At 62.4% G+C, this 25,299-nt stretch carries 22 protein-coding genes and 1 riboswitch; of the genes, 6 read left to right on the forward strand and 16 right to left on the reverse strand.

Features of this window, described 5'->3' with window-relative positions; all coding sequences use genetic code 11:
- Nucleotides 1-54: 54 nt before the first annotated feature.
- From parC to AC1RMX_RS07675, 8 genes are all read right to left on the reverse strand, one after another.
- The gene (gene parC / locus AC1RMX_RS07640; protein WP_493071330.1) at nucleotides 55-2,319 is read right to left on the reverse strand and encodes a DNA topoisomerase IV subunit A; all 2,265 of its coding nucleotides are present in this window, start codon (nucleotides 2,317-2,319) and stop codon (nucleotides 55-57) included.
- Nucleotides 2,320-2,326: 7 nt separating this feature from the next.
- A complete protein-coding gene (locus tag AC1RMX_RS07645; protein WP_096819837.1) occupies nucleotides 2,327-2,851 on the reverse strand; it encodes a retropepsin-like aspartic protease family protein in 525 nt (174 codons plus the stop codon).
- Complete coding sequence (locus tag AC1RMX_RS07650; RefSeq protein ID WP_493071332.1) at nucleotides 2,848-3,837, reverse strand: esterase-like activity of phytase family protein; 990 nt, start codon at nucleotides 3,835-3,837, stop codon at nucleotides 2,848-2,850. The genes AC1RMX_RS07645 and AC1RMX_RS07650 overlap by 4 nt, the downstream gene beginning before the upstream one ends.
- Entirely contained in the window at nucleotides 3,837-5,744 is a 1,908-nt protein-coding gene (gene parE, locus AC1RMX_RS07655; protein WP_096819839.1) for a DNA topoisomerase IV subunit B, read from the reverse strand. Before parE ends, AC1RMX_RS07650 begins: the two co-directional genes overlap by 1 nt.
- 50 nt (nucleotides 5,745-5,794) lie before the next feature.
- Entirely contained in the window at nucleotides 5,795-6,403 is a 609-nt protein-coding gene (locus AC1RMX_RS07660; RefSeq protein WP_085711138.1) for a YqiA/YcfP family alpha/beta fold hydrolase, read from the reverse strand.
- A 96-nt stretch (nucleotides 6,404-6,499) separates the two neighbouring features.
- Nucleotides 6,500-7,315 (reverse strand): 3',5'-cyclic-AMP phosphodiesterase, encoded by an 816-nt coding sequence (gene cpdA / locus AC1RMX_RS07665; RefSeq protein ID WP_096819840.1) that lies wholly within the window; start codon nucleotides 7,313-7,315, stop codon nucleotides 6,500-6,502.
- A gap of 126 nt (nucleotides 7,316-7,441) precedes the next feature.
- A complete protein-coding gene (locus tag AC1RMX_RS07670; protein ID WP_096819841.1) occupies nucleotides 7,442-7,894 on the reverse strand; it encodes a DUF1249 domain-containing protein in 453 nt (150 codons plus the stop codon).
- On the reverse strand, nucleotides 7,885-8,502 hold the full coding sequence (locus tag AC1RMX_RS07675; protein WP_096819842.1) for an NUDIX domain-containing protein: 618 nt from the start codon (nucleotides 8,500-8,502) through the stop codon (nucleotides 7,885-7,887). The genes AC1RMX_RS07670 and AC1RMX_RS07675 overlap by 10 nt, the downstream gene beginning before the upstream one ends.
- A 228-nt stretch (nucleotides 8,503-8,730) precedes the next feature.
- On the opposite strand from AC1RMX_RS07675, the gene AC1RMX_RS07680 reads away from it, so the two are divergent.
- Nucleotides 8,731-9,477, forward strand: coding sequence for an RsiV family protein (locus AC1RMX_RS07680; protein WP_102620148.1), 747 nt, complete (start codon nucleotides 8,731-8,733; stop codon nucleotides 9,475-9,477).
- Here AC1RMX_RS07680 and cytX read toward each other — a convergent pair.
- Both cytX and thiC read right to left on the reverse strand, forming a co-directional pair.
- Nucleotides 9,446-10,738, reverse strand: a complete 1,293-nt coding sequence (gene cytX / locus AC1RMX_RS07685; RefSeq protein ID WP_096819844.1) for a putative hydroxymethylpyrimidine transporter CytX — start codon at nucleotides 10,736-10,738, stop codon at nucleotides 9,446-9,448. The two genes, AC1RMX_RS07680 and cytX, sit on opposite strands and share 32 nt — an antisense overlap.
- Nucleotides 10,739-10,816: 78 nt before the next feature.
- Nucleotides 10,817-12,706, reverse strand: a complete 1,890-nt coding sequence (gene thiC, locus AC1RMX_RS07690; RefSeq protein WP_096819845.1) for a phosphomethylpyrimidine synthase ThiC — start codon at nucleotides 12,704-12,706, stop codon at nucleotides 10,817-10,819.
- A gap of 146 nt (nucleotides 12,707-12,852) precedes the next feature.
- A riboswitch (TPP riboswitch) is annotated at nucleotides 12,853-12,958 on the reverse strand.
- Nucleotides 12,959-13,177: 219 nt separating this feature from the next.
- Between thiC and AC1RMX_RS07695 the strand changes: the two genes are divergently transcribed.
- On the forward strand, nucleotides 13,178-14,611 hold the full coding sequence (locus AC1RMX_RS07695; RefSeq protein WP_102620150.1) for a TolC family outer membrane protein: 1,434 nt from the start codon (nucleotides 13,178-13,180) through the stop codon (nucleotides 14,609-14,611).
- 31 nt (nucleotides 14,612-14,642) lie between these two features.
- Here AC1RMX_RS07695 and waaA read toward each other — a convergent pair whose 3' ends face one another.
- A complete protein-coding gene (gene waaA / locus AC1RMX_RS07700; protein ID WP_493071335.1) occupies nucleotides 14,643-15,923 on the reverse strand; it encodes a lipid IV(A) 3-deoxy-D-manno-octulosonic acid transferase in 1,281 nt (426 codons plus the stop codon).
- 11 nt (nucleotides 15,924-15,934) lie between these two features.
- Nucleotides 15,935-16,837, reverse strand: a complete 903-nt coding sequence (locus AC1RMX_RS07705) for a LysR family transcriptional regulator (protein ID WP_096819848.1) — start codon at nucleotides 16,835-16,837, stop codon at nucleotides 15,935-15,937.
- Nucleotides 16,838-16,939: 102 nt separating this feature from the next.
- Between AC1RMX_RS07705 and AC1RMX_RS07710 the strand changes: the two genes are divergently transcribed.
- The 4 genes from AC1RMX_RS07710 (at nucleotide 16,940) to AC1RMX_RS07725 (ending at nucleotide 20,392) form a co-directional block, all read left to right on the forward strand.
- A complete protein-coding gene (locus AC1RMX_RS07710) occupies nucleotides 16,940-17,272 on the forward strand; it encodes a DMT family transporter (protein ID WP_096819849.1) in 333 nt (110 codons plus the stop codon).
- Between the two features lie 135 nt (nucleotides 17,273-17,407).
- The gene (locus tag AC1RMX_RS07715; RefSeq protein ID WP_273536195.1) at nucleotides 17,408-18,583 is read left to right on the forward strand and encodes an FAD-dependent oxidoreductase; all 1,176 of its coding nucleotides are present in this window, start codon (nucleotides 17,408-17,410) and stop codon (nucleotides 18,581-18,583) included.
- Entirely contained in the window at nucleotides 18,580-19,392 is an 813-nt protein-coding gene (locus AC1RMX_RS07720; RefSeq protein WP_096819851.1) for an aldo/keto reductase, read from the forward strand. The genes AC1RMX_RS07715 and AC1RMX_RS07720 overlap by 4 nt, the downstream gene beginning before the upstream one ends.
- A 31-nt stretch (nucleotides 19,393-19,423) precedes the next feature.
- On the forward strand, nucleotides 19,424-20,392 hold the full coding sequence (locus tag AC1RMX_RS07725; protein ID WP_096819852.1) for a metal ABC transporter ATPase: 969 nt from the start codon (nucleotides 19,424-19,426) through the stop codon (nucleotides 20,390-20,392).
- A gap of 66 nt (nucleotides 20,393-20,458) precedes the next feature.
- Here AC1RMX_RS07725 and hldE read toward each other — a convergent pair whose 3' ends face one another.
- The 4 genes from hldE to msbA form a co-directional block, all read right to left on the reverse strand.
- The gene (gene hldE, locus AC1RMX_RS07730; RefSeq protein WP_096819853.1) at nucleotides 20,459-21,883 is read right to left on the reverse strand and encodes a bifunctional D-glycero-beta-D-manno-heptose-7-phosphate kinase/D-glycero-beta-D-manno-heptose 1-phosphate adenylyltransferase HldE; all 1,425 of its coding nucleotides are present in this window, start codon (nucleotides 21,881-21,883) and stop codon (nucleotides 20,459-20,461) included.
- A gap of 102 nt (nucleotides 21,884-21,985) precedes the next feature.
- Nucleotides 21,986-22,597: an adenylyl-sulfate kinase gene (gene cysC, locus AC1RMX_RS07735; protein ID WP_096819854.1), complete on the reverse strand. Its 612-nt coding sequence runs from the start codon at nucleotides 22,595-22,597 to the stop codon at nucleotides 21,986-21,988.
- A complete protein-coding gene (locus AC1RMX_RS07740; RefSeq protein WP_096819855.1) occupies nucleotides 22,590-23,294 on the reverse strand; it encodes a sulfotransferase family 2 domain-containing protein in 705 nt (234 codons plus the stop codon). The genes cysC and AC1RMX_RS07740 overlap by 8 nt, the downstream gene beginning before the upstream one ends.
- 164 nt (nucleotides 23,295-23,458) lie before the next feature.
- Nucleotides 23,459-25,261 (reverse strand): lipid A export permease/ATP-binding protein MsbA, encoded by a 1,803-nt coding sequence (msbA, locus tag AC1RMX_RS07745; protein ID WP_493071338.1) that lies wholly within the window; start codon nucleotides 25,259-25,261, stop codon nucleotides 23,459-23,461.
- Nucleotides 25,262-25,299 lie beyond the last annotated feature (38 nt).

Here is a 25,299-nt window from a genome sequence, read left to right on the forward strand (position 1 = left end):
CGTTCTCAGTCATTTTTCCCGAAGGAGAAATGAGTGCGAACGCTTCCTGGCCGCTTAATTGAGGTTTTCGACGAGCAGCGCATCCACTCGCTGGAAGCCCCGTGGCAGTTTATTGCCACGGCGACCACGCTCACCCTTGTAGTGTTCGAGGTCGTCGGCTTTCAGCGACAAGGTACGTTTTCCGGCCTGCAGCACCAGCGTGGCGCCTTCCGGAAGAACGGCGATGTCCGTGACATATTCTTCGCGACTGGCCACGCGTTCACCGGAAATGCCGATGATCTTGTTGCCTTTGCCCTTTCCTAATTGTGGCAGATCGCTGATTTTGAAGATCAGCAGGCGACCCTCGGTCGTCACCGAAGCCAGCCAGTTCTGCTCGCGATCGGCCACTGGGCGCGGCGCGATCACCTTGGCATTGTTCGGCAGGCTCAACAGGGCCTTGCCGGCCTTGTTCTTGGCTTGCAGATCTTCGCCTTTCACCACAAAACCGTAGCCGGCGTCAGAGGCGATCACGTACAGCGCATCGTCTTCCGGCATCAGCACGCATTCGAACGTGGCGCCAGGCGGTGGCGTCAGACGGCCGGTCAACGGCTCGCCCTGGCCCCGTGCCGACGGCAAGGTGTGCGCGGCCACCGAGTAACTGCGACCGGTGGAGTCGATGACCACGGCTGACTGGTTCGAACGCCCCGCCGCCGAGGTCTTGAAGCCGTCGCCGGCCTTGTACGACAGGCCGGTGGCGTCGATCTCGTGGCCCTTGGCCGAACGAATCCAGCCTTTTTCCGACAGCACAACGGTGACTTTCTCGTTCGGCAGCAGATCGTGCTCGGTCAGCGCTTTGGCTTCCGTACGCTCGACGATGGGCGACCGACGGTCATCACCGTAGGTTTCGGCGTCTTTCAACAGCTCGGTGCGCACCAGTTTCTTCAGCTTGGCTTCGCTGCCCAGCAGCGCTTGCAGTTTCGCTTGTTCCTTGAGCAGTTCGTCCTGCTCGTCGCGCAGCTTCATCTCCTCCAGACGCGCCAACTGACGCAGACGGGTATCGAGGATGTAGTCGGCCTGGATCTCGCTGAGAGCAAAACGCTCGATCAATCTGTCTCTCGGGCGCTCCTCGGTGCGGATGATGTGGATCACTTCATCCAGGTTGAGGTAGGCGATCAGCAAACCGTCCAACAGGTGCAGGCGACGCTCGACCTTGTCGAGGCGGAATTGCAGGCGGCGACGCACGGTCAGCACGCGGAATTCCAGCCACTCCACCAGCAACGCACGGAGGTTTTTCAGCTGCGGCTTGCCGTCCAGACCGATGATGTTGACGTTGACCCGGTAGGTCGACTCCAGCTCGGTGCTGGCGAACAGGTGCTGCATCAGCGCTTCGTGATCGACACGACTGTTGACCGGGATGATCACAATGCGGCACGGGTTTTCGTGGTCGGACTCGTCACGCAGGTCGGCGATCTGCGGCGCTTTCGACGGTTTGGCCTGCATCAGCGCGGCGATCTGCTCCAGCACCTTGGCACCGGAGACCTGGTGCGGCAGCGCGGTGACGATGATGTCGCCGTCCTCGACGTGGTACACAGCGCGCATGCGCACCGAGCCCTTGCCGGTTTCGTACATTTTCAGCAGGTCGGCACGCGGGGTGATGATTTCCGCTTCGGTCGGGTAGTCCGGGCCCTGAATGTGTTCGCAGAGCTGTTCGACCGTGGCTTTCGGCTCATCGAGCAGACGCACGCACGCCGTGGCGACTTCGCGCAGGTTGTGCGGCGGCACGTCGGTGGCCATGCCCACGGCGATACCGGTGGTGCCGTTGAGCAGGATGTTCGGAAGACGCGCAGGGAGAACCAGCGGTTCCTGAAGGGTGCCGTCGAAGTTCGGGCCCCAGTCTGCGGTGCCCTGGCCCAGCTCGCTGAGCAGCACTTCGGAATAACGCGACAGTCGCGCTTCGGTGTATCGCATGGCGGCGAAGGATTTCGGATCGTCCGGCGCACCCCAGTTACCCTGGCCGTCCACCAGCGTGTAGCGATAGCTGAACGGCTGGGCCATCAGCACCATCGCTTCGTAGCACGCCGAGTCGCCGTGGGGGTGGAACTTGCCGAGCACGTCGCCGACGGTACGCGCCGACTTCTTGTGCTTGGAATCGGCATCCAGCCCCAGCTCGCTCATGGCGTAGACGATACGCCGTTGTACTGGTTTCAGACCGTCGCCGATATGTGGCAAGGCACGGTCCATGATCACGTACATGGAGTAGTTGAGGTAGGCATTTTCGGTGAAGTCAGCCAGCGACCGGCGTTCTACGCCATCTAAGCTGTCTGCAAGGTTGTCGCTCATGCGGGCCTCATCGGTTCGTTGTCTGGCGCAACAGCATGGTGCCGCCGCGCTGAGTAAATTCAAGTTTGTTCAGGGCGCTCATGCCGAGCAGCACCTGGTCGCCATGCAGCCCCGGCGCCACCAGTGCGCGGACGTCCCGCAGCACGATGTCGCCCAGTTGCAGGCGGTCGATACGGGTGCGATAGCCCTGACTCAGGCCATTGGCCGTGCTCAGGGTCACACCGAAACCTTCTTCCAGCTTCAGGCTTTTCGCCACCTCCGCCGGGATTGCCACGTCGGTCGCGCCGGTGTCGAGCATGAACTCCACCGGCCGACCGTTGATCAGGCCGCTGACGACAAAATGCCCCTGTGCGTTGCCGATCAGTTTCACTTCGATATAGCCGTTGCCCTGCTGCGAAGTCACCTCTGCATTGGGATTACGCTGGCGGTCTTCCCACTGGCCGAAAAACCGTGTGGCCAGAAACAGCGCCGCGCACCAGGCCAGAATCATCAGCACACGCCCGGCGCGCTTGCCCGGCGGTTGCTGACTCATGGCTTGGCGCTCCAGCCACCCTCAGGCGCGGCAAAGCGCCAGACGATCGGGCGGACCTCGCCATCGGCGCGAGGACCAAAATTGTTGTCGACGCCGATCCAGGCGCCTTGAGCATCGACGACCAGCGCCTCTTCCAGCCCGAAGTTCTGCGCGTAACGACGATTGCCCTGTAACAGCTCGGCCGCGTACGACCAGCAAAGCTCGACCTTGGCCGTCTGCGGATCACGGCGACAGATCTGGTAGGCGTTGCGCTCAAGGGTAAACAGTTTGCCGTTGAACAATGACAGGTCGGAAAAATCCCGATTGACCGGTCTGGCCTTGGGAAACTGCGGCGGCTGCATTTCCATCCCGCCTTCGCTCAGCAACACGCAGCGACCGTCACAGTCCCACACCGTCTGTTGGCGCTTGATCAGCAACAAACCACGGCTTTGCCGTTCGGCAGCCAGCCACATCTGATCGCCCGCCGGATTGATCGCCAGGCCTTCGAAAATCGCATTGAATTGCAGCAGCAGGCCACTGGCCCGCGCTTCGCGCACCATCATCGGCGAGATTTTCAGCCATGACGACGGCCCTTGCGGCGGTACTTGCAATACGGCTGCGTGGCCTTCGCTGACAATGTAGCGATTGCCGGCGCTGTCGCAGGTGATCCCTTCGAAATCCAGATCACCACCGCGAACGAACGACGCCGCCCAGGTCCGTGACTTGATGCCCCACGGCAAGCCGCTGTCGGGGACTGGCGGCGGATCGATGCGCACGGCAGTCGCCTGCCAGACGGCATCGCGAGTATCGAGACGGTAGATCTGATCATCATCGCGATCCGACACCGTCCACAACTCGTTGCCGCACAGGGCCAGCCCCGACAGGTTGCCGCCGCGCATGCCTTCGACCGGGTGTTCGGCGAGCACGCGCAGTTCTTGCACAGGCTCCGCCGACGCCGTCATCGACCCCAGCAGCAACGCACCCGCCAAGACCCAGCCAAACCGCATCAGGCCAGAACCTCGGCGAGGTTGCCCTTGGATTCGAGCCAGGTCTTGCGGTCGCCGGCGCGTTTCTTCGCCAGCAGCATGTCCATCATTTCCGAGGTCTCGGCGAAGTCCTCCCCGAGGGTCAACTGCACCAGACGCCGGGTGTTCGGGTCCATGGTGGTTTCACGCAGTTGCGGCGGGTTCATTTCACCCAGACCCTTGAATCGGGTGACCTGCGGCTTGCCGCGCTTCTTCTCGGCCACCAGACGGTCGAGGATCCCGTCGCGCTCGGCGTCGTCCAGGGCGTAGAAAATCTCTTTGCCCAGGTCGATGCGGTACAGCGGCGGCATCGCGACGTAGACGTGACCGGCATCCACCAGCGGGCGGAAATGCTGGACGAACAAGGCGCACAACAACGTGGCGATGTGCAGACCGTCGGAGTCGGCGTCGGCGAGGATGCAGATCTTGCCGTAACGCAGCTGGCTCATGTCCTCGGCGCCCGGATCGACGCCGATGGCCACGGCGATGTTGTGCACTTCCTGGCTGGCGAGCACTTCGCTGCCGTCGACTTCCCAGGTGTTGAGGATCTTGCCGCGCAACGGCAGGATCGCCTGGAATTCCTTGTCCCGCGCCTGCTTGGCCGAACCGCCGGCGGAATCACCTTCCACCAGGAACAGCTCGGAACGCATCGGGTCCTGCCCGGCGCAATCGGCCAGTTTGCCCGGCAATGCCGGCCCCTGGGTGATGCGCTTGCGCTCGACTTTCTTGCTGGCCTTCAGGCGACGGCCGGCGTTGCTGATTGCCAGCTCCGCCAACGCCAGACCGGTTTCCGGGTTGGCGTTAAGCCACAGGCTGAACGCGTCCTTGACCACGCCGGAGACAAACGCCGCCGCTTCACGGGAGGACAGACGCTCCTTGGTCTGGCCGGAGAATTGCGGCTCCTGCATCTTCATCGACAGCACGAAGGCGATGCGTTCCCAGACGTCTTCCGGCGCCAGCTTCACGCCGCGCGGCAGCAGGCTGCGGAATTCGCAGAACTCGCGCATCGCGTCGAGCAGGCCCTGACGCAGACCGTTGACGTGGGTGCCGCCCTGCTCCGTCGGGATCAGGTTGACGTAGCTTTCGGTGACCGAGGTGCCGCCTTCCGGCAGCCACAGCAGGGCCCATTCGACCGCTTCCTTGGTCCCGGCCAGATTGCCGCAGAACGGCGCGTCCGGCAGACGCTCGAATTCGCTGACCGCGTCTACCAGATAGGAGCGCAGGCCATCTTCGTAATGCCACTCGACCTTTTCGCCGGTGCCTTTGTCTTCGAAGCTGATCAGCAGACCCGGGCACAGCACGGCCTTGGCCTTGAGCACGTGCTTGAGGCGGCTGATGGAGAATTTTGGCGAATCGAAGTATTTCGGGTCCGGCGCGAAGTACACGCTGGTCCCGGTATTGCGCTTGCCGACGGTGCCGATCACTTGCAGATCGGTGGCCTTGTAGCCGTCGGCGAAGGTCATCTCGTATTCGTTGCCGTCACGCTTGACCCGCACCCGCACCTGGGTCGACAAGGCGTTGACCACGGAAATACCCACCCCGTGCAGACCGCCGGAGAACTGGTAGTTCTTGTTGGAAAACTTGCCGCCCGCATGGAGCTTGGTGAGGATCAGCTCAACGCCCGACACACCCTCTTCCGGGTGGATGTCGACCGGCATGCCGCGACCGTCATCGCAGACTTCCAGCGAGTGGTCGGCGTGGAGGATGACCTGGATCGATTTGGCGTGGCCGGCCAGGGCTTCGTCGACACTGTTGTCGATGACTTCCTGGGCAAGGTGGTTCGGCCGACTGGTGTCGGTGTACATGCCCGGGCGTTTGCGCACCGGGTCGAGGCCCGAGAGGACTTCGATGGCGTCGGCGTTATAGGAGCTAGCGCTGGGAGTGGCCATAAGGTCTCGTCGTCAGTGTTCGGTGAATAAGGAATTAATGGGGCAACCGCTCACAGCGCGGTGAAATCGATTGCCTGAAACAAATCGGCGCCAATGCCGGCAAAACTCAGCAACGCCGGCAATTGCCCGGCGAACCCCTGAAAACTATGGTCGCCGCCGGCCTGGATGCGCAAGGCACAGGCCCGGTAATACTGCTGGGCATGGCGATAGTCCAGCGTTTCGTCCCCGGTCTGCAACCACACCTGATACCGCTGCGAATCCTGCGGTGCCGGCACTTCCAGTTCGGCCAGGGCCGTCACATGGTCGTGGGTCAATTCCCAGGTTTCGTCGGTGTACAGGTTTTTCTGCGTCCCCAGGTATCCGTCGAACATCCGGTGCGGACTGACGGCCGGGTTGACCAGCAGGGCTTTCAGGCCATGGCGCTCGGCCAGGTGAGTCGCATAGTAGCCGCCGAGCGAGCTTCCCACCAGCAACGGCCGGCCGAGTTCGGCGATTGCCTGCTCCAGCTGACCGATGGCTTCACGCGGGTGGTGATGCAGCGCCGGGACACGCAATTGATCGCTCAAACCCAACCGCTCCATCACCTCGACCAGCTGACAGGCCTTCTTCGAGGCCGGTGCGCTGTTGAAACCGTGGATATAGAGGATCGAACCGGACATTTGAGCTCCCTGGGTGTCGGCTAAAGAAAGCGGAGTTTACAGGGAGTCAGGGGGTGTTGGGCCAGCACCCGAGGAAATCAGCGCCGCGCCCCTGAATCAGTAGCCGTTGGAGCCATAATCGACGGTGAACCGGAAATCGGTGACACGCTCCACGCCCGTCTCGATCCGCCCGTCCGGCAACAGCCGCAACCAGCGATAGCCCGGTGACTGCTCGCCGACCTTGAAGTCGACACTGCCCGGCTCGAACTGAATGCAGGTCGACGGCGAGGCGATCAGTCGCACGCCATTGCGCTCACGATCGATCTCTTGATGCACATGCCCCCACAACACGGCACGGGCCTGCGGGAAACGGTCAAGCACGTCGAAAAACGCTTCGGGATTGCGCAAGCCGATCGGCTCCATCCAGGCGCAACCGATCGACACCGGGTGATGGTGGAAACACACCAGATGATGCCGATCCGGCGCTTCGCTCAGCGAACGCGCCAGCAATTGCAGTTGGTCATCCTGCAAATACCCTGGCACCGAGCCCGGCACCGCCGAGTCGAGCAGGGTCACGCGCCAGTTACCGACATCCACCACCGGCTCCAGCAATGCACTTTGTACCGCGGCCATCTGCATGATCTGCGGTTCGTCGTGGTTGCCGGGGATCCAGCGGGCCGGCGCGTCGATCTGCGCCGTCATCTGACGAAATTGCTGGTAGGACTCCAGCGTGCCGTCCTGGGACAGATCACCGCTGGCAACGATCAAGTCGATCTGCGGCTGCTGCTCGAGCACCAGTTCGATGACTTTTTGCAGGCTCTCGCGAGTCTTCATGCCCAGCAGCGCACCGTCCGCCTCGGCGAACAAATGACTGTCGGACAGTTGCACCAGCAACGCCGTATCGGCGGTGGTCAGAGTCGATACGCTCGGCAAGGCGTTCTCCCAAGGCTGGATCGCCGGGTCGGAAAGGTTCGCAATTATGCTGGGGGAAGCCCCCGGGAAGAAACCGCCGAACCGGACGCAGTTCACAACTTGCCGCTGTTATCACAGCTATCGAAGCTATCGAACGGCAGCGTACTCGTGACCGCAGGCCAGACAATGACTCAGCCATTCTCCGAGAAAGAGATTGAGCTGGGCCTTTTCGTCCGGCTGATGCATGGCCGCGTTGGGGTAAGGATAGATGCCGCGAAAGCGTCGTGCATGTTCGGCGCTGATCACTTCGGCCATGCGCGCGTCGTGATAGACCTGCACTTCCAGTTGCGGCACCGGCAGCCAGGGCAGGCTGTGTTCCTGACGCACTTGCAGGGTCGTGGTGTACGGACAGGCCTGCAACACTTCGATGGCCAGCACGCCGAGCATCTGGTCACCCTGGGTCACGGCGATGCGCCGCGCTTCAGGTTCGCGGCGCATGTCCGGCAACAGTCGCATCAGGCGCGCGTAGTTGGCCTCGCAGGCGGCTTGCAGGCCCACGAGGTCGACACGATAGCGATCGCGCAGTTTGTTTACGACCATAGCCCCCTCACTTCGGCGCGATTGAGCGCCAGCCACTGCAAGGCGATGATGCTCGCCGCATTGGCAATCCGTCCGTCGCGTACAGCCTGCAGGGCATCTTCGAAGGCCCAGACCGTGACGCGGATATCTTCTGCCTCTTCCTCCAGCCCGTGCAGGCCGCCAACGCCTTCGGTGCTGCAACGCCCCAAGTACAAATGCACGAACTCGTTGCTGCCCCCCGGCGACGGGAAATATTGCATCATCGGCCACAGGGCCTTGATGTCCAGTCCAGCTTCCTCCTGCGCTTCGCGGCGAGCAACTTCTTCCGGCACTTCTTCCTTGTCGATCAGACCGGCGACCAGCTCCACCAGCCAGGGATTGGTGGTCTTGCCCATGGCGCCGACGCGAAACTGCTCGATCAGCACCACTTCATCGCGCTGCGGATCGTAGGGCAGCAGGCACACGGCGTCGTGTCGCACGAACACTTCACGATTGATCTCGCGGCTCATGCCACCGGCGAACAATTCATGGCGCAAATGCACGCGATCGAGCTTGTAGAAGCCCTTGTAGCATTGCTCGCGTCGCACGATGTCGATGGCGGACGGAATGGCTTTGGCAAAATCGGTCATGAGCATCCTCGTTTACTGCAAATCCTATACGAGGTTCATTTTTGCTACCTGCAACCTCGACTTCGCGCCATCCTAACGCGCCCGTGACGTTTGATGCAGCCCCTTTACCGTCAGCGGGATGGACGGTGGAGGTGAAACCCACTCTAATTAGCTTAGTGGCGAACTGACTGCTTCGTAGAGAGTCGAAGCGGTAACTTTTTGCCTTCCCCTGTTTCAGAAAGGACGCCCATGTCGCTTTTCAAAATTGCCTCCGTGGCCGCCATCGCCCTGACCCTGGGCGCTTGCGCCAGCCTGTTCCAGCCCAACTACCGGACGCCGCTGGAAACCACCCGCGACGCCTCGGAAACACTGAAACCCGGTTGCTCCAACCCTGACTGCCCACTGGTGAACATCGACACTCTGCACTTCCCGGCAGAGCCTGCACTGGATGGCATCATCGAAAAACGCCTGCTGCAATTCACCCGCACATCGCCGGATGCACCGGTAGCGCCGACCCTGGCCGCCTATCGCGAGCAGTTCCTGCGCACTGCCGGCCCGCGCAACAGCAGCTATTTGCAGGCGAAAGTACGCGAGCAGCATGACGGTCTGGTGATTGTCGAAGTGTCGAGCTACCTGGATACCGGCGGCGCCCATGGCACACCGGGTCGTGGCTTCATCAACTATTCGCGCCAACAGCACAAGGTGCTGAGCCTGTCGGACATGTTGGTGCCGGGTCAGGAAGAAGCGTTCTGGAAGGCTGCGCAAGTGGCGCATAACAGCTGGCTGATCAGCACCAAGCTGGATCAGGAACCGGAATATGTGAAGAACTGGCCGTTCGTCAAAACCCCGCACGTGGCGCTGACTTACGGCGGCGTGATCCTCAAGTACGACGTGACCACTATCGCGCCTTATGCGCTGGGCCACGTCGAACTGAAGATCCCTTACCCGCGCCTGAACGGCATCATCAAGCCCGAGCTGTTTCCCGGCCGTAACTGAAAGCCCGACCGAGCACCAGCTGCAGCAGCCCTGCCAGGACCAGCGCCGGCAGGGTTGCGCCGACATCCGGATACAGGTTGGCCAGCAAGTGATAGGTGCTGATGCCACCCAGCCAGGCCAACAACGCCGGCCAGCGCAATGCGGCCGAAGCCACCTGGCCACTGCGTTTGCGCAGGATGAAGTGATCCACCAGCACCACGCCGAACAGCGGCGCGAACACCGAGCCGATCAACAGCAGGAAGTTCTGGTATTGCGCCAGTGGCGCGAGCAAGGCGATCAGGGTGCAGATCACGCCGATGGCCAGCGCCAGATGCTCGACTTTCAGACGCAACAGAATCCCGCTGGAAACCGCTGCCGAGTGAATGTCGGCAAAGGCGTTTTCCGACTCGTCCAACAGGATCAGCAGCAACGGAATCCCCAGACCGGCACCGGCCAGCGCCAGCAGCAACGCGTTGACTTCACCGCTCGGCGCAAAGGCCAGGGTGTAGGCGACGCCCAGGCTCATCAGCCAGAAGTTGCCGATGAAGAAACCGATCGCCGTACCACCGAACACGTTTTTCGCCTTCTTGCCGAAACGCGAGTAGTCGGCAATCAGCGGCAGCCATGACAGCGGCATCGCGATGGCAATGTCGAAGCCCACGGCGAACGGCATAGAACCATCCCCGGCCTGTGCCCACAAGGCGCCCAGATCGGCCTTGGCGAACAGGTTCCAGGTCAGCCAGATGCACGCGGCCAGAATCAGCCAGATACCCCATTTGCGCAGGATCTTGCGCACGAATGTCAGCGGACCGCTGACGGCGAGCAGCGTCGCCAGTGCACCGAAGCACAACGTCCACAACATCGGGCTGGCCCACAGCGAACCTTCGCTGAATGCACGGGTGCCGAGCAGGCTGGCGGCGTCGCGCATGACGATGATTTCGAACGAGCCCCAACCGATCAGTTGCAGCAGATTGAGCAGCGCCGGCAGGCTCGCGCCCTGGCGGCCGAGGCTGAGTTTCAGCGCGGCCATCGACGACAGGCCGGTGTCGCTGCCGATCACGCCAACGGCGGCCAGCAACAGGACGCCGACCAGCGTGCCGAGGAAGATCGCCAGCAGCGATCCCGACAGTCCCAGCCCCGGCGCCAGCAGCGCACCGGTCTGCAATACCATCAGGCCGATGCCGAGGGAAAACCACAGGGAAAACAGATCGCGACCGCCGAATACCCGCTTGTCGGCGGGCACGGCGAGGTCGGGGGAATAAGTACCGGGTTGAATGCTCAAGGGTGTTATCTCAGAGGGACATTTGTTGTTTTTCGATCGTCATCGCGGCGGCGCGAACGCCGCCCGACTCAGGTCAGATCAAACCTTCTTGTACAGCTGACTGCCTTCCTTCTTGAACCGCTCGGCCTGTTCCGCCAGGCCCTGGGCGACGTCCACGTCGACCGCGTCGATCCGCTGGTTGGCCGCGTATTCGCGGACTTCCTGAGTGATCTTCATCGAGCAGAATTTCGGCCCGCACATCGAACAGAAATGCGCGACCTTCGCCGAGTCCTTCGGCAGGGTTTCATCGTGATACGAACGGGCGGTGTCCGGGTCCAGGCCAAGGTTGAACTGGTCTTCCCAACGGAATTCGAACCGCGCCTTGCTCAAGGCGTTGTCGCGGATCTGCGCGCCCGGATGTCCTTTGGCCAAGTCCGCGGCGTGAGCGGCGATCTTGTAGGTGATGATCCCGGTTTTCACGTCATCCTTGTTCGGCAGACCCAGGTGCTCCTTCGGCGTCACGTAGCAGAGCATCGCGCAACCGAACCAGCCGATCATCGCCGCACCGATACCGGAGGTGATGTGGTCGTAGCCCGGTGCAATGTCGGTGGTCAGCGGGCCGAGGGTGTAGAACGGCGCCTCGTCGCAGCACTCCAGCTGCTTGTCCATGTTCTCCTTGATCAACTGCATCGGCACGTGGCCCGGGCCTTCGATCATGCATTGCACGTCGTGTTTCCAGGCGATCTTGGTCAGCTCGCCGAGGGTCTCCAGCTCGCCGAATTGCGCTTCATCGTTGGCGTCGGCAATCGAGCCCGGACGCAGGCCGTCGCCCAGCGAGAAGCTGACGTCGTAGGCCTTCATGATTTCGCAGATTTCGTCGAAGTGGGTGTAGAGGAAGTTCTCTTTGTGGTGCGCCAGGCACCACTTGGCCATGATCGAACCGCCACGGGAAACGATGCCGGTCACGCGCTTGGCGGTCAGCGGCACGTAGCGCAACAGTACGCCGGCGTGGATGGTGAAGTAGTCGACGCCCTGCTCCGCCTGCTCGATCAGCGTGTCGCGGAACAGCTCCCAGGTCAGGTCTTCGGCGACGCCGTTAACCTTTTCCAGCGCCTGATAAATCGGCACGGTGCCGATCGGCACCGGCGAGTTGCGGATGATCCACTCGCGGGTTTCGTGAATGTGTTTGCCGGTGGACAAGTCCATGACGGTGTCCGAACCCCAGCGAATGCCCCAGGTCAGTTTCGCCACTTCTTCTTCGATGGACGAACCCAGTGCGCTGTTGCCGATATTGCCGTTGATCTTCACCAGGAAGTTGCGACCGATGATCATCGGTTCCAGTTCGACGTGGTTGATGTTGGCCGGAATGATCGCGCGGCCACGGGCGATTTCTTCACGCACGAACTCAGGGGTGATTTCTTTCGGGATGCTCGCGCCGAAGCTGTGGCCGGCGTGCTGCTGCTTCAACAGGCCGGCAGCGCGGGCCTCCTGCAGCTTCATGTTTTCGCGGATGGCGACGTATTCCATCTCGGCGGTGATGATGCCTTGGCGGGCGTAGTGCATCTGGCTGACGTTGGCCCCGGCCTTGGCGCGGCGCGGGTTGTTGACGTGGGCGAAACGCAGTTTGGTCAGTTCGGCGTCGGCAAGGCGTTGCTGGCCGAAGTTCGAGCTCAGGCCTGGCAGGCGCTCGGTGTCGCCACGGTCGTCGATCCACGCCGAACGCACATCGCCCAGACCTTTGCGTACGTCGATCACCACGTTCGGATCGGTGTACGGGCCAGAGGTGTCGTAGACGGTGACCGGCGCGTTGATTTCGCCGCCGAAGTCGGTCGGGGTCACATCGAGGGTGATTTCGCGCATCGGCACGCGGATGTCCGGGCGGGAGCCCTGAACGTAGACTTTTTGCGAACGGGTGAACGGTTGAACCGACTGTTCATCGACCTTGGCCGAGTCACTCAGGTTGATCGCGTTTTTAGATTTTGTAGTCATCACGGGCTCTCCAGACAGCATCCAGGCAGTGGATTGTCGGAGCAGAACCTGAAAGGCACGGACGCACCAGGACTGGTGCTGTGCATCGTCGTCGAGCGTTCGATTGTCGAACAATTTCCCGGACGAAGCACAAGAGGACTCGCCGGGTGACGAGAAATCTTGTTCCCTACGCAGGCGCTAACCTGATCAGGTTCAACGGGATCCGAAATTATTCGATCTCAGCCTCATAGCAAGGCACCCCGACAAGAACCCGGCCAGTCTAGACACAACCGGCAAAGAACGCCAACACCGTGGCAAACACCATGATGAATGGCGCAATTGCGGCGGCCGACAGGATTGTGAGCGCCTCAATGCACAACTACACTCGCCTTGCCCTGCCGCGCCTTGGCGCCAGGCCTTGACGATGCAGTGCCCGCGCCCTACCTTTGGCGCCCGGATTATTTCCATAATATTCATGCTAGGGATCGCCTCATGCTGCGCAAACTCTCACTGGCTGTTGCCGTGTCTTGTGCGTCCAACGCAATGGTCTGGGCAGCAGAAGCGCCCTTGTCGACCAAGACCGATCTGGTCAGCGTCTATCAGGAAGCGGTCGACAACAACGCCGATCTGGCCGCCGCCCGCGCCCAGTACGGTGCCCAGAAAGAAGTCGTGCCTCAGGCCCGCGCGGGCTTGCTGCCGAACCTGTCCGGCGGCGCCGAAACCGCCAACGTGCGTACCTCGATCGACCAGCCTTCGGCCACCGCCAACCGCAGCGCGCATTCCTATCAGGCGACGCTGGCACAGCCGCTGTTCCGCGCCGATCGCTGGTTCCAGTACCAGGCCGCCAAGGACGTCAACGAGCAAGCCGCGCTGCAACTCTCGGCCACCGAGCAGAACCTGATCCTGCAATCGGCCGAAAGCTATTTCAACGTGCTGCGCAGCCAGGACAACCTGGCCTCGACCAAAGCCGAAGAAGCCGCGTTCAAGCGCCAGCTCGACCAGTCCAACGAGCGCTTCGACGTGGGCCTGTCGGACAAGACCGACGTGCTGCAATCGCAAGCCAGTTACGACACCGCCCGCGCCAACCGGATCGTCGCCCAGCGTCAGGTCGATGATGCATTCGAAGCGCTGATCACCCTGACCAACCGCCAGTACAACTCGATCCAGGGCATCGTCCACACCCTGCCGATCCTGCCTCCGGCGCCGAACGACGCCAAGGCCTGGGTCGACACCGCCGCGAAACAGAACCTCAACCTGCTGGCCAGCAACTTTGCCGTCAGCTCCGCCGAGCAAACGCTGAAGCAACGCAAGGCCGGCCACTTGCCGACCCTCGACGCCGTGGCCAAATACGAAAAAGGCGACAACGACGCCCTCGGATTCGCCAACCCGAATGCCTTCGGTACGCCGTACAGTGGCAACGTCGAGCAGAGCACCGTGGGCCTGCAACTGAACATCCCGATCTACAGCGGCGGGCTGACCAGCTCCCAGGTGCGCCAGTCCTACGCGCAACTGGATCAGAGCGAGCAGCAGCGCGAAAGCCTGCGCCGGCAGATCGTGGAAAACACCCGCAACCTGCATCGCGCGGTGAACACCGACGTCGAGCAGGTGCAGGCGCGCCGCCAGTCGATCATCTCCAACCAGAGCGCGGTGGAAGCCACGGAAATCGGTTATCAGGTGGGGACGCGCAACATCGTCGACGTGCTCGACGCCCAGCGCCAGCTCTACACCTCGGTGCGCAACTACAACAACACCCGTTACGACTACATCCTCGACAACCTGCGCCTGAAGCAGGCCGCGGGCACCTTGAACCCGGGCGACTTGCAGGACCTGACACGTTATCTGAAGGCCGACTACAACCCGGACAAGGATTTCCTGCCGCCGGATCTGGCCAAGGCTGCGGAAGCACAGCTCAAGGCCCGGCCTTAAACAAAAAACGCAGCCCTGAGGCTGCGTTTTTTTATGGGCGGTCGATCAACCTTCCCAGGCCATCGAGCAAGCGCTGCAACGCGCCCTGATTGCGGCGCATCACGCTCAATCCGGCTTCGGCCATGCGCTGTGCGTCGCGCGGCAGTTCGAACAGTCGCTGCACTTCTGTCGCCAGACCTTCGGCGTCATCCACTTCGGCCAACGCCCCGGCGCTGCGCAGTTGTGCGGCGATGTCGAGGAAGTTGAACAGGTGCGGGCCGCTGATCACCGGTTTCGCCAGCGCTGCCGGTTCCAGCAGGTTATGTCCGCCGTTGGGCACCAGGCTGCCACCGACAAACGCGCTGTCGGCCAGGGCGTAGAGAAACAGCAACTCGCCCATGGTGTCGCCGAGCAGCACCGAAGTCTGCGCATCGACACTCGCGCCGGTCGAACGACGCACCGTGGCGAAACCTTCGCGCTGGCACAGTTCGAACACTGAGTTGAAACGCTCCGGATGGCGCGGCACCAGAATCAGCAACGCATCGGGATGGTTGGCCAGTAAACGGCGATGGGCGTTCAACACCACCTCGTCTTCGCCTTCATGGGTGCTGGCGGCGATCCACACCGGACGCTCCTGCGCCTGCCATTGGCCGCGCAGTTCAGCGGCGCGTTGCAACAGCTGCGGGTCGATGGTCAGGTCGAACTTGATCGAGCCGGTGACTTCGACTGTCTCAGGGCGTGCGCCCAAATCACGGAAACGCTGGGCTTCCGCTTCGGTCTGCACGGCGAACAGGCTCATTTCGGCGAGCATTGGCGCGGTCAGTTTGCTGAACCGGGCATAGCCTTTGGCCGAACGCTCGGACAAGCGTCCGTTGGCCAACGCCACCGGGATCCCGCGTTTGGCGCATTGGTGAATGTGGTTGGGCCAGAGTTCAGTTTCCATGATCACCGCCAGCTTCGGCTGCACGCGATCGAGAAAACGCGCCGCCGCGCACGGCAAATCGTAAGGCAGGTAGCAGTGCTGGATGCGCGGTTCGTCGGCGAACATCGCATGGATGCGCTCCGACCCGGTCGGCGTCATGCAGGTCACGGTGATCGGCAGCTGTGGATAACGTTGCAGCAGCGCGCGGACCATCGGCGCGGCCGCGATGCTTTCGCCCACCGACACTGCGTGGACCCAGATGCCGCCAGGTTGCAGCGTCGGCATCCCATAGGAGAAGCGTTCACCAATCCGTTTGGCATACGCCGGCGCCTTGCGCGAACGCAGCCATAGCCGAATCGCCACCAATGGCAGCCCCAGGTAAAACAGCGCGGTGTAGAGAGTTCTATTCATGGCGGCGGAGTTTATCGGCTTTTGCCGCCGATCGCCCGCAGGTGTATGGCAAATCGCTCCGCCAGCCAACGCGCCGCCGGCCCCAGCGGTTCGTCACGGCGCCAGACCAGTTCCACCACCAGCGCCGGCGGCGTCCATTCGCTGTCGAGTTCCACCATCAGCCCTTGATACGCCGAATACTGCACCACGTGGCGCGGCAGCCAGGCCCAGCCGAGGTCGCGCACCAGCCATTCGGCCATCACGTAGAAACTGTCGGCGCGCCACACCTGCGGGCTGGCCGGTTCACTGCCGGGGTAGACGCTGGTCTGGGTCGACATCAACAGTTGCCGATGTTGCGCCAGTTGCTGGCAATTGACCCGGGACTGCGCCGCCAGCGGGTGATTGACGCCACACACCGTGACCATTTCCACGCTGCCCAACACCCGGCGCTCCAGCGCTTCGGGGATTTCGTCGTGATAGAACAGCAGCCCGAGATCGGCTCGGCGCTCCACCAGTTTGCGCGAGACTTCGCCCTGGGCGGCACTGGTCAGCTGCACTTCCAGACTCGGAAACTGCTCGGCCAGTGCGCCGAAGCTTTCCACCAGTGCCTGATAAGGCATCGCCTCATCCTGAGCCACCCGCAGTTGCGCCTCCTGACCGCGCAACATGGCCATGGCCCGGCCGTTCAGGCGCTCGCACTGACGCAGGACTTCCCGCGCCTCTTCGAGCAAGGCTTCACCCGCTTCGGTAAGACTCGGCTGGCGACCGCTGCTACGCTCGAACAGACTGACACCGAGGTCGTCCTCCAGCATCGCGATCGCACTACTGATTGCCGACTGCGCCTTGCGCTGCTGGCGCGCCACGGCGGAGAACGAACGCTGTTCGGCGACCGCGACGAACACGCGTAACTGATCCAGATTCCACTGCATGCTCATCGGCCAACCCATCTTGTAAACAGATAGGTAATGACTTTACCCCATCTGGGGAGTCACTAGAATGCCGCCTCAGAAAGCAACGCTTCACACGAGGATTTGAACATGAACGCTTACGTCTACCTGGCCATCGCCATTTGCGCCGAAGTGATCGCGACCGTTTCGATGAAAGCCGTCAAAGGCTTCAGCACACCATTGCCACTGGTGCTGGTCATCGTCGGCTACGGCATCGCGTTCTGGATGCTGACGCTGGTAGTGCGCAGCGTGCCGGTGGGCGTGGCCTACGCGGTGTGGGCCGGCATGGGCATCGTGATGGTCAGCATCGCGGCACTGTTCATCTACGGACAGAAGCTGGATATCCCGGCGATGCTCGGGATGGGCTTGATCGTGCTCGGCGTGGTGGTGATCCAGCTGTTCTCGAAAACCGCCGGCCACTGATAAGCCGATCCAGATCCCTGTGGGAGCCAGCGTGCTCCCACAGTGGCGGGTGCCTTCCCTCTGTTGATCAGCAACAAATCCCCTTTTCCCCGAGTCTGTATACTGCGCCCTCGTCTTGAACACTGAGGTCGTTGCATGCCATCTCCAATTTCCACCGACGTGCTGATTGTCGGCGCGGGTGTCGCCGGTCTCTGGCTGAACGCGCGCCTGCGCCGCCAGGGTTTTTCGACCGTGCTGGTGGAAAGCGCCAGCCTCGGCGGCGGGCAGAGCGTGAAGTCCCAGGGCATCATCCACGGCGGCGCCAAGTACGCGCTGCACGGTGCGCTGACCGGCGCCTCGGAAGCCATCGCCGACATGCCGCGCCGCTGGCGTGAAGCCCTGGCCGGCGACGGCGAACTGGACCTGAGCGGCGTGCGCCTGCTGTCCGAAGCCCATTACCTGTGGTCGCCGGGCACCCTGGCCGGCAACCTCACCAGTTTCTTCGCCAGTAAAGCGGTGCGTGGCCGGGTCGATCAAGTCAAGGGCGACCAATTACCGCCGGCCCTGCAGGACAAGCGCTTCAAGGGCAAGGTTTACCGCCTCGCCGAGCTGGTGGTCGATGTGCCGAGCGTGATCCAGCGCCTGGCCGACCTGGCGGGCGACGGTCTGCTCGCCGGTCAGAACATCGAGCCGTTGCTGGAAAGCGGCGTGCTGGTTGGCTTGAAAGTTGATGGCCGAGAGATTCGTGCCCAGCGCATTGTCATCAGTGCCGGTGCCGGCACCGCAGCGCTGCTGGAAACCCTCGGCCTGACTCATCCGGCCATGCAACGCCGGCCGTTGCACATGATCATCGCCAAGGGCCCCGGCCTGAAGCCGCTGTACGCTCACTGCCTCGGAGGCGGCACCAAGCCGCGCATCACCGTCACGACCCATCCGGCAGCGAATGGTCAGTGGGTCTGGTACATGGGTGGCGACATTGCCGAAAGTGAAGGCGTTGCCCGCGAGCCGGCCGAGCAGATCGCCACTGCGCAAAAGGAAATTGCACAGTTGTTGCCGTGGATCGATCTCAGCACCACGCAGTGGGCGACCCTGCGCGTCGACCGCGCCGAACCGCTGCAAACCGGCTTGACCCGCCCGGACAACGCCTTCCTTGCGGAAGAAGGTCGTCTGCTGGTGGGCTGGCCAACCAAACTCGCACTCGCGCCGGACTTCGCCGACCGGGTGATCGCGTCCCTCGAACGTGACGGCATCCAGCCGAGCCACCCGGCTCCGCTGCCCGAGCTGCCGAAACCACCGATGGGCGTTCCGGCCTGGGAGCAACTGCTGCCATGAGCCTGCCGACCCTGCACGATTTGCACCGCCCGTTGGGCAGCACCGGCCTGAAGGTTTCGCCACTGGGCCTGGGCACCGTCAAACTCGGTCGCGACCAAGGGGTGAAATACCCCAACGGCTTTCAGATCCCCGACGACGACGCTGCGCGGATGCTGCTCAAGCAGGCGCGGGAGCTGGGCATCAACCTGATCGACACCGCACCGGCCTATGGCCGCAGCGAAGAGCGCCTCGGCCCGCTGTTGCGCGGCGAGCGCGAGGATTGGGTGATCGTCAGCAAGGTCGGCGAAGAATTTGTCGATGGCCAGTCGACCCACGACTTCAGCGCCGCTCACACGCGAATGTCGGTGGAGCGCAGCCTGCAACGTCTGGAAACCGATTTTATCGACCTGGTGCTGGTGCACTCCGATGGCAACGATCTGGCGATTCTCAATGACAGCGAAGTCTACGCGACCCTCGCGGCGCTGAAGGCCGAAGGCAAGATTCGCGGCTTCGGTTTCTCCGGCAAAACCGTCGACGGCGGCCTGAAAGCACTGGAGCAAGGCGATTGCGCGATGGTCACCTACAATCTGAACGAGCAAAACGAGAAGGCAGTCATTGACTATGCTGCTGCCCACGGCAAAGCCATTCTGGTGAAGAAGGCGCTGGCCAGCGGTCACGTGTGCCTGAGTCCCGGCGTGGACCCGGTGCGCGCCAGCTTCGAGTTGCTGTTCGCCCAGCCCGGTGTGGCCAGCGCCATTGTCGGGACGATCAATCCGCTGCACCTCGCCCATAACGTTGCGACCGTTGCTCAGGTCCTTCGTGGTCAATGACGCCGCCCCGCGGCCTTAAGCAGGAGCCGACATGCCGCGTACGCTCATCAGAAAGAACCCGAGCAACTTCAAGACGCTGCCGCTGTTCGTCGAAGCGACGCCCGAAGGCCTGACCTACCAGAGCGTCGGCATGCCGCTGAATTTCGCCCAGACCCTGCAACGGCGCAAACCGGTCAGCGTGGCGGATGCCGAACGCTTTGCGCTGGAGCTGGCCAACCTCGGCGTCTCGGTGCGCCTGACCTTGCACTGGCAGAATCGTGATTACTGGGTGCTGGTGCGCCAGCGGCGGCAGGATCGCGGCGATGTCGTGCTCAAGCTGATTTCCGGCTACGTGCCGGCGCATGAACTGAACATTCCGCTGCACACGGCGATCCAGGAGATCGCCGAGGAATGCTTGCTGGAAACCCCGGAAGGCTGGCTCGGCGGGCGTTTCAACGACACCTGGCTGCCAGCGCCGTACGCATCGGCGCTGCATTACCGCGAGGCCCTGCCCTTTCGCCTGACGCCGCTGTCCGGTTCGGCCCGACCGGTGCGCTGCGCCAACCTGCAATTGCTCGAACGGCCACAGGCCTACGTGCACTTGCCGACCGCGTCCCTGCAATTGATCTACGACCTGCGGCTGGACGTGCCCAAGGAGGCCAAGAGTCTGAGCCTGTTCCATGTCGATGAACGGCTGGAAGGCGATCAACTGGTCGCCCGGCTCGACCGCAAACGCCCCGATCTGTACTTGATGCCGTTGCAGGACGGCGAACCGCTCCCTGAGTTGTATACGCTGAAGAAAGGTCAGCTGTACCCGGCGGGAACCCGCGGTCTGTATCTGGCGGAAAGCTTCGCCCGACAGGACGGCTGGCTGGTGCGCGAGGAGCGGATTCGCTGGAAGGACTGGCTGCGGCAGCAAGGTTTGACGCCGCCGCCCAAGGACACGGGGCTGGCGCGATTGCGCGGCAAGGCGAAACAACTGCTGAAGAAGATCGTGCCGCGCAAGAAAGTGAACTCCTGAACGGCAAAAGACCGCGCCTGCGAGTGACTCCAGAGAGTCGTCGCAGGCGCGGTCTTTATGCTTGCATCACTCGGACTTGCGGATTTTTTCCACAATCGCCGTGGTCGAGCTGTTTTCCACCAGCCCCAGCACTTTAACGGTGCCACCGTAGGCCTTGACGATGTCGGCGCCGACAACCTGGTCGATGCCATAGTCGCCACCCTTCACCAACACGTCCGGCTTGACCTCGCGCAGCAGGTTTTCCGGGGTGCCTTCGGCGAAGCTGATCACCCAGTCCACCGCACCGAGACCGGCGAGAACCGCCATGCGCCGATCGACGCTGTTGATCGGCCGGCCCGGGCCTTTCAGGCGGCTGACCGAAGCGTCATCGTTGATCGCAACGATCAGACGATCGCCCTGGGCCCGCGCCTGCTCGAGGTAGGTCACGTGGCCGGCATGGAGGATGTCGAAACAGCCGTTGGTGAACACGATCCGCTCGTTGTGCGCCCGGGCATCGGCAACCGCCAGCAGCAGTTGTTCCAGACCCAGCACACCCCGCTCGGAACCTTCCTCGCGCTGAATCGCGCGGCGCAGTTCCGGAGCGCTGATCGCCGCCGTACCCAGCTTGCCGACCACGATGCCGGCCGCCAGGTTGGCCAGCGCCACCGCGTGCGGCAGTTCTTCGCCAGCGGCAATCGCGGCCGCCAGGGTGGAAATCACCGTGTCGCCGGCACCGGTCACGTCGAACACTTCACGGGCCCGGGCCGGCAGGTGCAGCGCCGGATGATCCGGACGCAGCAGGGTCATGCCGTGCTCGCCGCGGGTCACCAGCAGTGCGCCGAGCTCGAGGTCGTGCATCAGCGTTGCGCCCTTGCTCACCAGTTCGTGCTCATCGGCGCAACCGCCGACGATAGCTTCGAACTCGCTGAGATTCGGGGTGATCAGGCTCGCGCCACGGTAGATCGAGAAATCCTTGCCCTTCGGGTCGGCCAGCACCGGAATGCCTTTGGCACGGGCGGCCTGGATCAACGCCTGATGGTTTTTCAGGGCGCCTTTGCCGTAGTCGGACAACACCAGCACCTTGATGCCTTCCAGCAGGTCGTCGACCTGGGAAGCAAGGGCCAGGGCGTCAGTGGCGAACGGTTCTTCGAAGTCGATACGCAGCAGTTGCTGGTGCCGGCTCATGACCCGCAGCTTGACGATGGTCGGCTGGTGCGCAATGCGCTGGAACAAGGCGCGCACGCCCGCACCCTTGAGGCTGTTGCTCAGGCTGTCGGCGGCTTCGTCATCGCCGGTCACACCGACCAGCGAGGCCGGCGCACCCAGCGCGGCAATGTTCAAGGCAACGTTGGCGGCACCGCCCGGGCGGTCTTCGATTTGCTCGACCTTTACAACCGGAACCGGCGCCTCAGGGGAAATCCGTGAGGTACCACCATGCCAGTAACGGTCGAGCATGACATCGCCGACCACCAAGACAGGGGCTTGATCGAATCGCGGCATGGACAACTTCATGGAGCAACCCACATACAAAATGAACAGGGGCGCGATATTAACACAGGGTTGGCGAAGGCTTGTGCGGTGGCTGCAACAGGATGAAACGACAGGCTTTTTTGCTCATTTTTTGCACAGAAACGCGGCCAGGCGATGGCAGGCATCGGCCAGTTCCACCTCATCGGTATCGATCCGGCACTCGGCCGCCAGCGGCGCCTCGTACGGGCTGTCGATCCCGGTGAAGTCCTTGATCCGCCCTTCCCGCGCCGCCCGGTACAAGCCCTTCGGGTCGCGTCGGGCGCAGACCTCCAGCGAGGTGCTGACATGCACTTCAATGAAATCGCCTTCGGCAAACAGCCGGCGCGCCGTATCCCGCTCGGCACGAAACGGTGAAATGGCGGCCACGATCACGATCAACCCGGCGTCCACCATCAACCGTGCCACTTCGGCGGTGCGCCGGATGTTCTCGCGCCGACAGGCCTCGGTCATCCCCAGATCGCGACAAAGACCGCCGCGCAGGTTGTCGCCATCGAGCAGGAACGTATGCAGACCGAACTGATGCAGATGCAGCTCCAGTGCATTGGCCAGCGTCGATTTGCCGGCCCCGGACAACCCGGTCAGCCACAGGCAGCGCGGTTGCTGCGACTTCTGCTCGGCGCGAGCCTGGGCGGGCAGTGCCAGGGCATAGGGGCGGATGGCCGGTGGCAACAGGGAAACGGACAGTGCTTCATTCATAGCCGAGCATCTCGTAGTCACGTTCATAGACCCGCCGAACCAGGCGTCGGGTGCGCTGCGTGCAGAAATCACGCGCCGGCAGCGGACGCCGCTGCCGGGAAACGTTGACGTGCTGCAATTGACTCGTCAGCCCCAGGTGCTCACACACCAGGCGGAAGTCCCGCTCCAGATGCTCCTGATAGCCAACGAAATCCAGCGCCAGGCGGCCCAGCGAATCGGTGAGAAAGTCGGTTTGCGCGGCAAAGTGCAATTGTCGCGCAATGGTGTCGGCATGTAGCCAGCGTGCAACAAAATCGTCGAAGTCGCGGTAATGCCTGACCATTTGCTGCGCTGCGTGATCACGCTCGCTCAGTTCGTTGCCCCGCAGGAACGCGTAGGCCGAATAGGCACGCTCCAGCGGATCACGCACGAAAGCGAACTTGTATGCAGCCGCAAACTGCGCGGGAAACTGTTCTTCATACCAGTACAACGGCAGATGGCCGGGCCGCCAGCCGTCGAACATCGCCGCGCACACGCTGCTGCCGGCGCATTTGGGCACATGAATGAACAGACAGGAATGCTGCTCGAAGGCTTTGGGAAAGCGCAGGTTGGCCGACATCGACTTGTTCACCACTTGCCGGTCGACCACCGACAGGCGCCCAAGCAGGAAGGTTCGCTGCGACTTGGGCAACAATTTCCACAGATAGCGTTGCAGCATGAGAGTACCCGCGCGACGGGGATAGCCCCTTCGTTGGAAGTCAGAGTTCAGTCAGGAACCTTAACAAGCGCGATGCCGGGTTTTATGCAGGTTTGGTCAAGAAGGGTAAAGATTCAGATACAAATGGCCGGGCGCATTGCGCGCCCGACCTTCACAAGGCTGGATCAGGCGATGTCTTCGGCCGGCGCATCGAGGCCCATGGCGTTCAGACGCGCGTAGTAGCCGTTCTGCGCCAGCAGGTCGCCGTGAGTCCCGCGCTCGACGATCCGGCCCTGATCCATGACCAGAATCAGATCGGCCTTCTCGATAGTCGACAGACGGTGAGCGATCACCAGCGTGGTGCGGCCTTTCATCACCTGGTCCAGAGCCGCCTGAATGTGCCGCTCGGATTCGGTGTCGAGAGCCGAGGTGGCCTCGTCGAGGATCAGCAGCGGCGCGTTCTTGAGCAAAGCACGGGCAATCGCCAGGCGCTGGCGCTGACCGCCGGAAAGCAGCACGCCGTTCTCGCCGACCTGGGTGTCCAGGCCTTCCGGCAGTTGCGCGATGAAATCCATCGCGTACGCATCACGCGCCGCTTTCTCGATGTCTTCACGCGGTGCCCCGGCCAGGTCGCCGTAGGCAATGTTGTTGGCCACGGTGTCGCTGAACAGCGTGACGTGCTGGGTCACCTGGGCAATGTGGCGGCGCAGGTTGAGCAACTTGTACTGCTCGACTTCCACGCCATCGATCAGGATTTCACCCTTGTCGTGGTGATAGAAGCGCGGGATCAGGTTAGCCAGCGTCGACTTGCCGCTGCCGGAACGCCCCACCAGCGCCACCATCTGCCCCGGCTCGACCGAGAAGCTGATGTTGTCGAGTACCTGACGTTCGGTCCCCGGGTAGGTGAAACTCAAGTTACGCACATCGAGACGACCGCTGACCGCATCGCGCTCGATCGTGCCGGTATCGACTTCCGGCTCGACGTCCAACTGCTCGAAAATGCTTTCTGCACCGGCAACGCCCTTCTGGATGGTCGAGCTGACTTCGGACAACTGGCGAATCGGCTTTGGCAGCAAGCCGGCCAGGGTGATGTAGGCCACCATGTCACCCGCCGAAGCGTCACCGCGCAGGAACAGCACCAGGAACATCAACACCGCCATGGCGCTGTAGATCACCAGTTGCAGCATCGGCGTGTAGATCGCGCCGGTGCGGGTCATGCGCAGTTGTTTGTCGGTATTGCTCTGACTGGCATTGAGGAAGCGTTTTTCTTCGTAGTTTTCGCCGCCGAAGCTGCGCACCACGCGATAACCCTGGATGGTTTCCGAGGCCACGTGTGTCACGTCGCCCATGGCCGCCTGGATCTTCTTGCTCTGCTTGCGGAATTTCTTGCTCGCGGTACGCACCATCACGGCGATCAGCGGCAGGATCGCAACCATCACCAGCGTCAGCTTCCAGTTCATGAACAGCAGGGAGGCGAACAGGAAGATCACCGTCATGCCTTCACGGATTACGACCTTGATCGCATCTGTTGCCGCCCCCGTGACCATGGTCACGTTGAAGGTGATACGCGAAATCAGATGGCCGGAGTTATGCTTGTCGAAATACCGGTTCGGCAGCACCAGCAGGTTGTTGAACAGCTGCACCCGCAGATCGTGCACCAGGCCCAGGGAGACCTTGGCCAGGAAGTAGTTGCCCAGATAGGATCCCAGGCCCTGCCACGCAGCGATCAGGATGATCAGCAGCGGTACGGCCTGCAACAGTTGCAGGTCGCGCAGGTACGGCACGGTGGGAAACAGCACTGCCTCGGGATTGGACAGACCGTCGACGAAATACTTGAGAATGTAACCGAGCATCGGCTGGGTCGATGCGAAAATCAGAAAACCGACGATGCTGATCAGGAACAGACTGATATACGGCCGGACGTAGCCGAGCAGGCGGAAGTAGATTTTCAAGCTCGAAGGGCTTGCGGCGAGACTGGAGTCGGTCATATCACGCGAGAGTCGATAAAAAGGACGCTGACTTTAGC

The sequence above is a fragment of the Pseudomonas sp. GW822-FHT03F04 genome, from assembly GCF_058801405.1.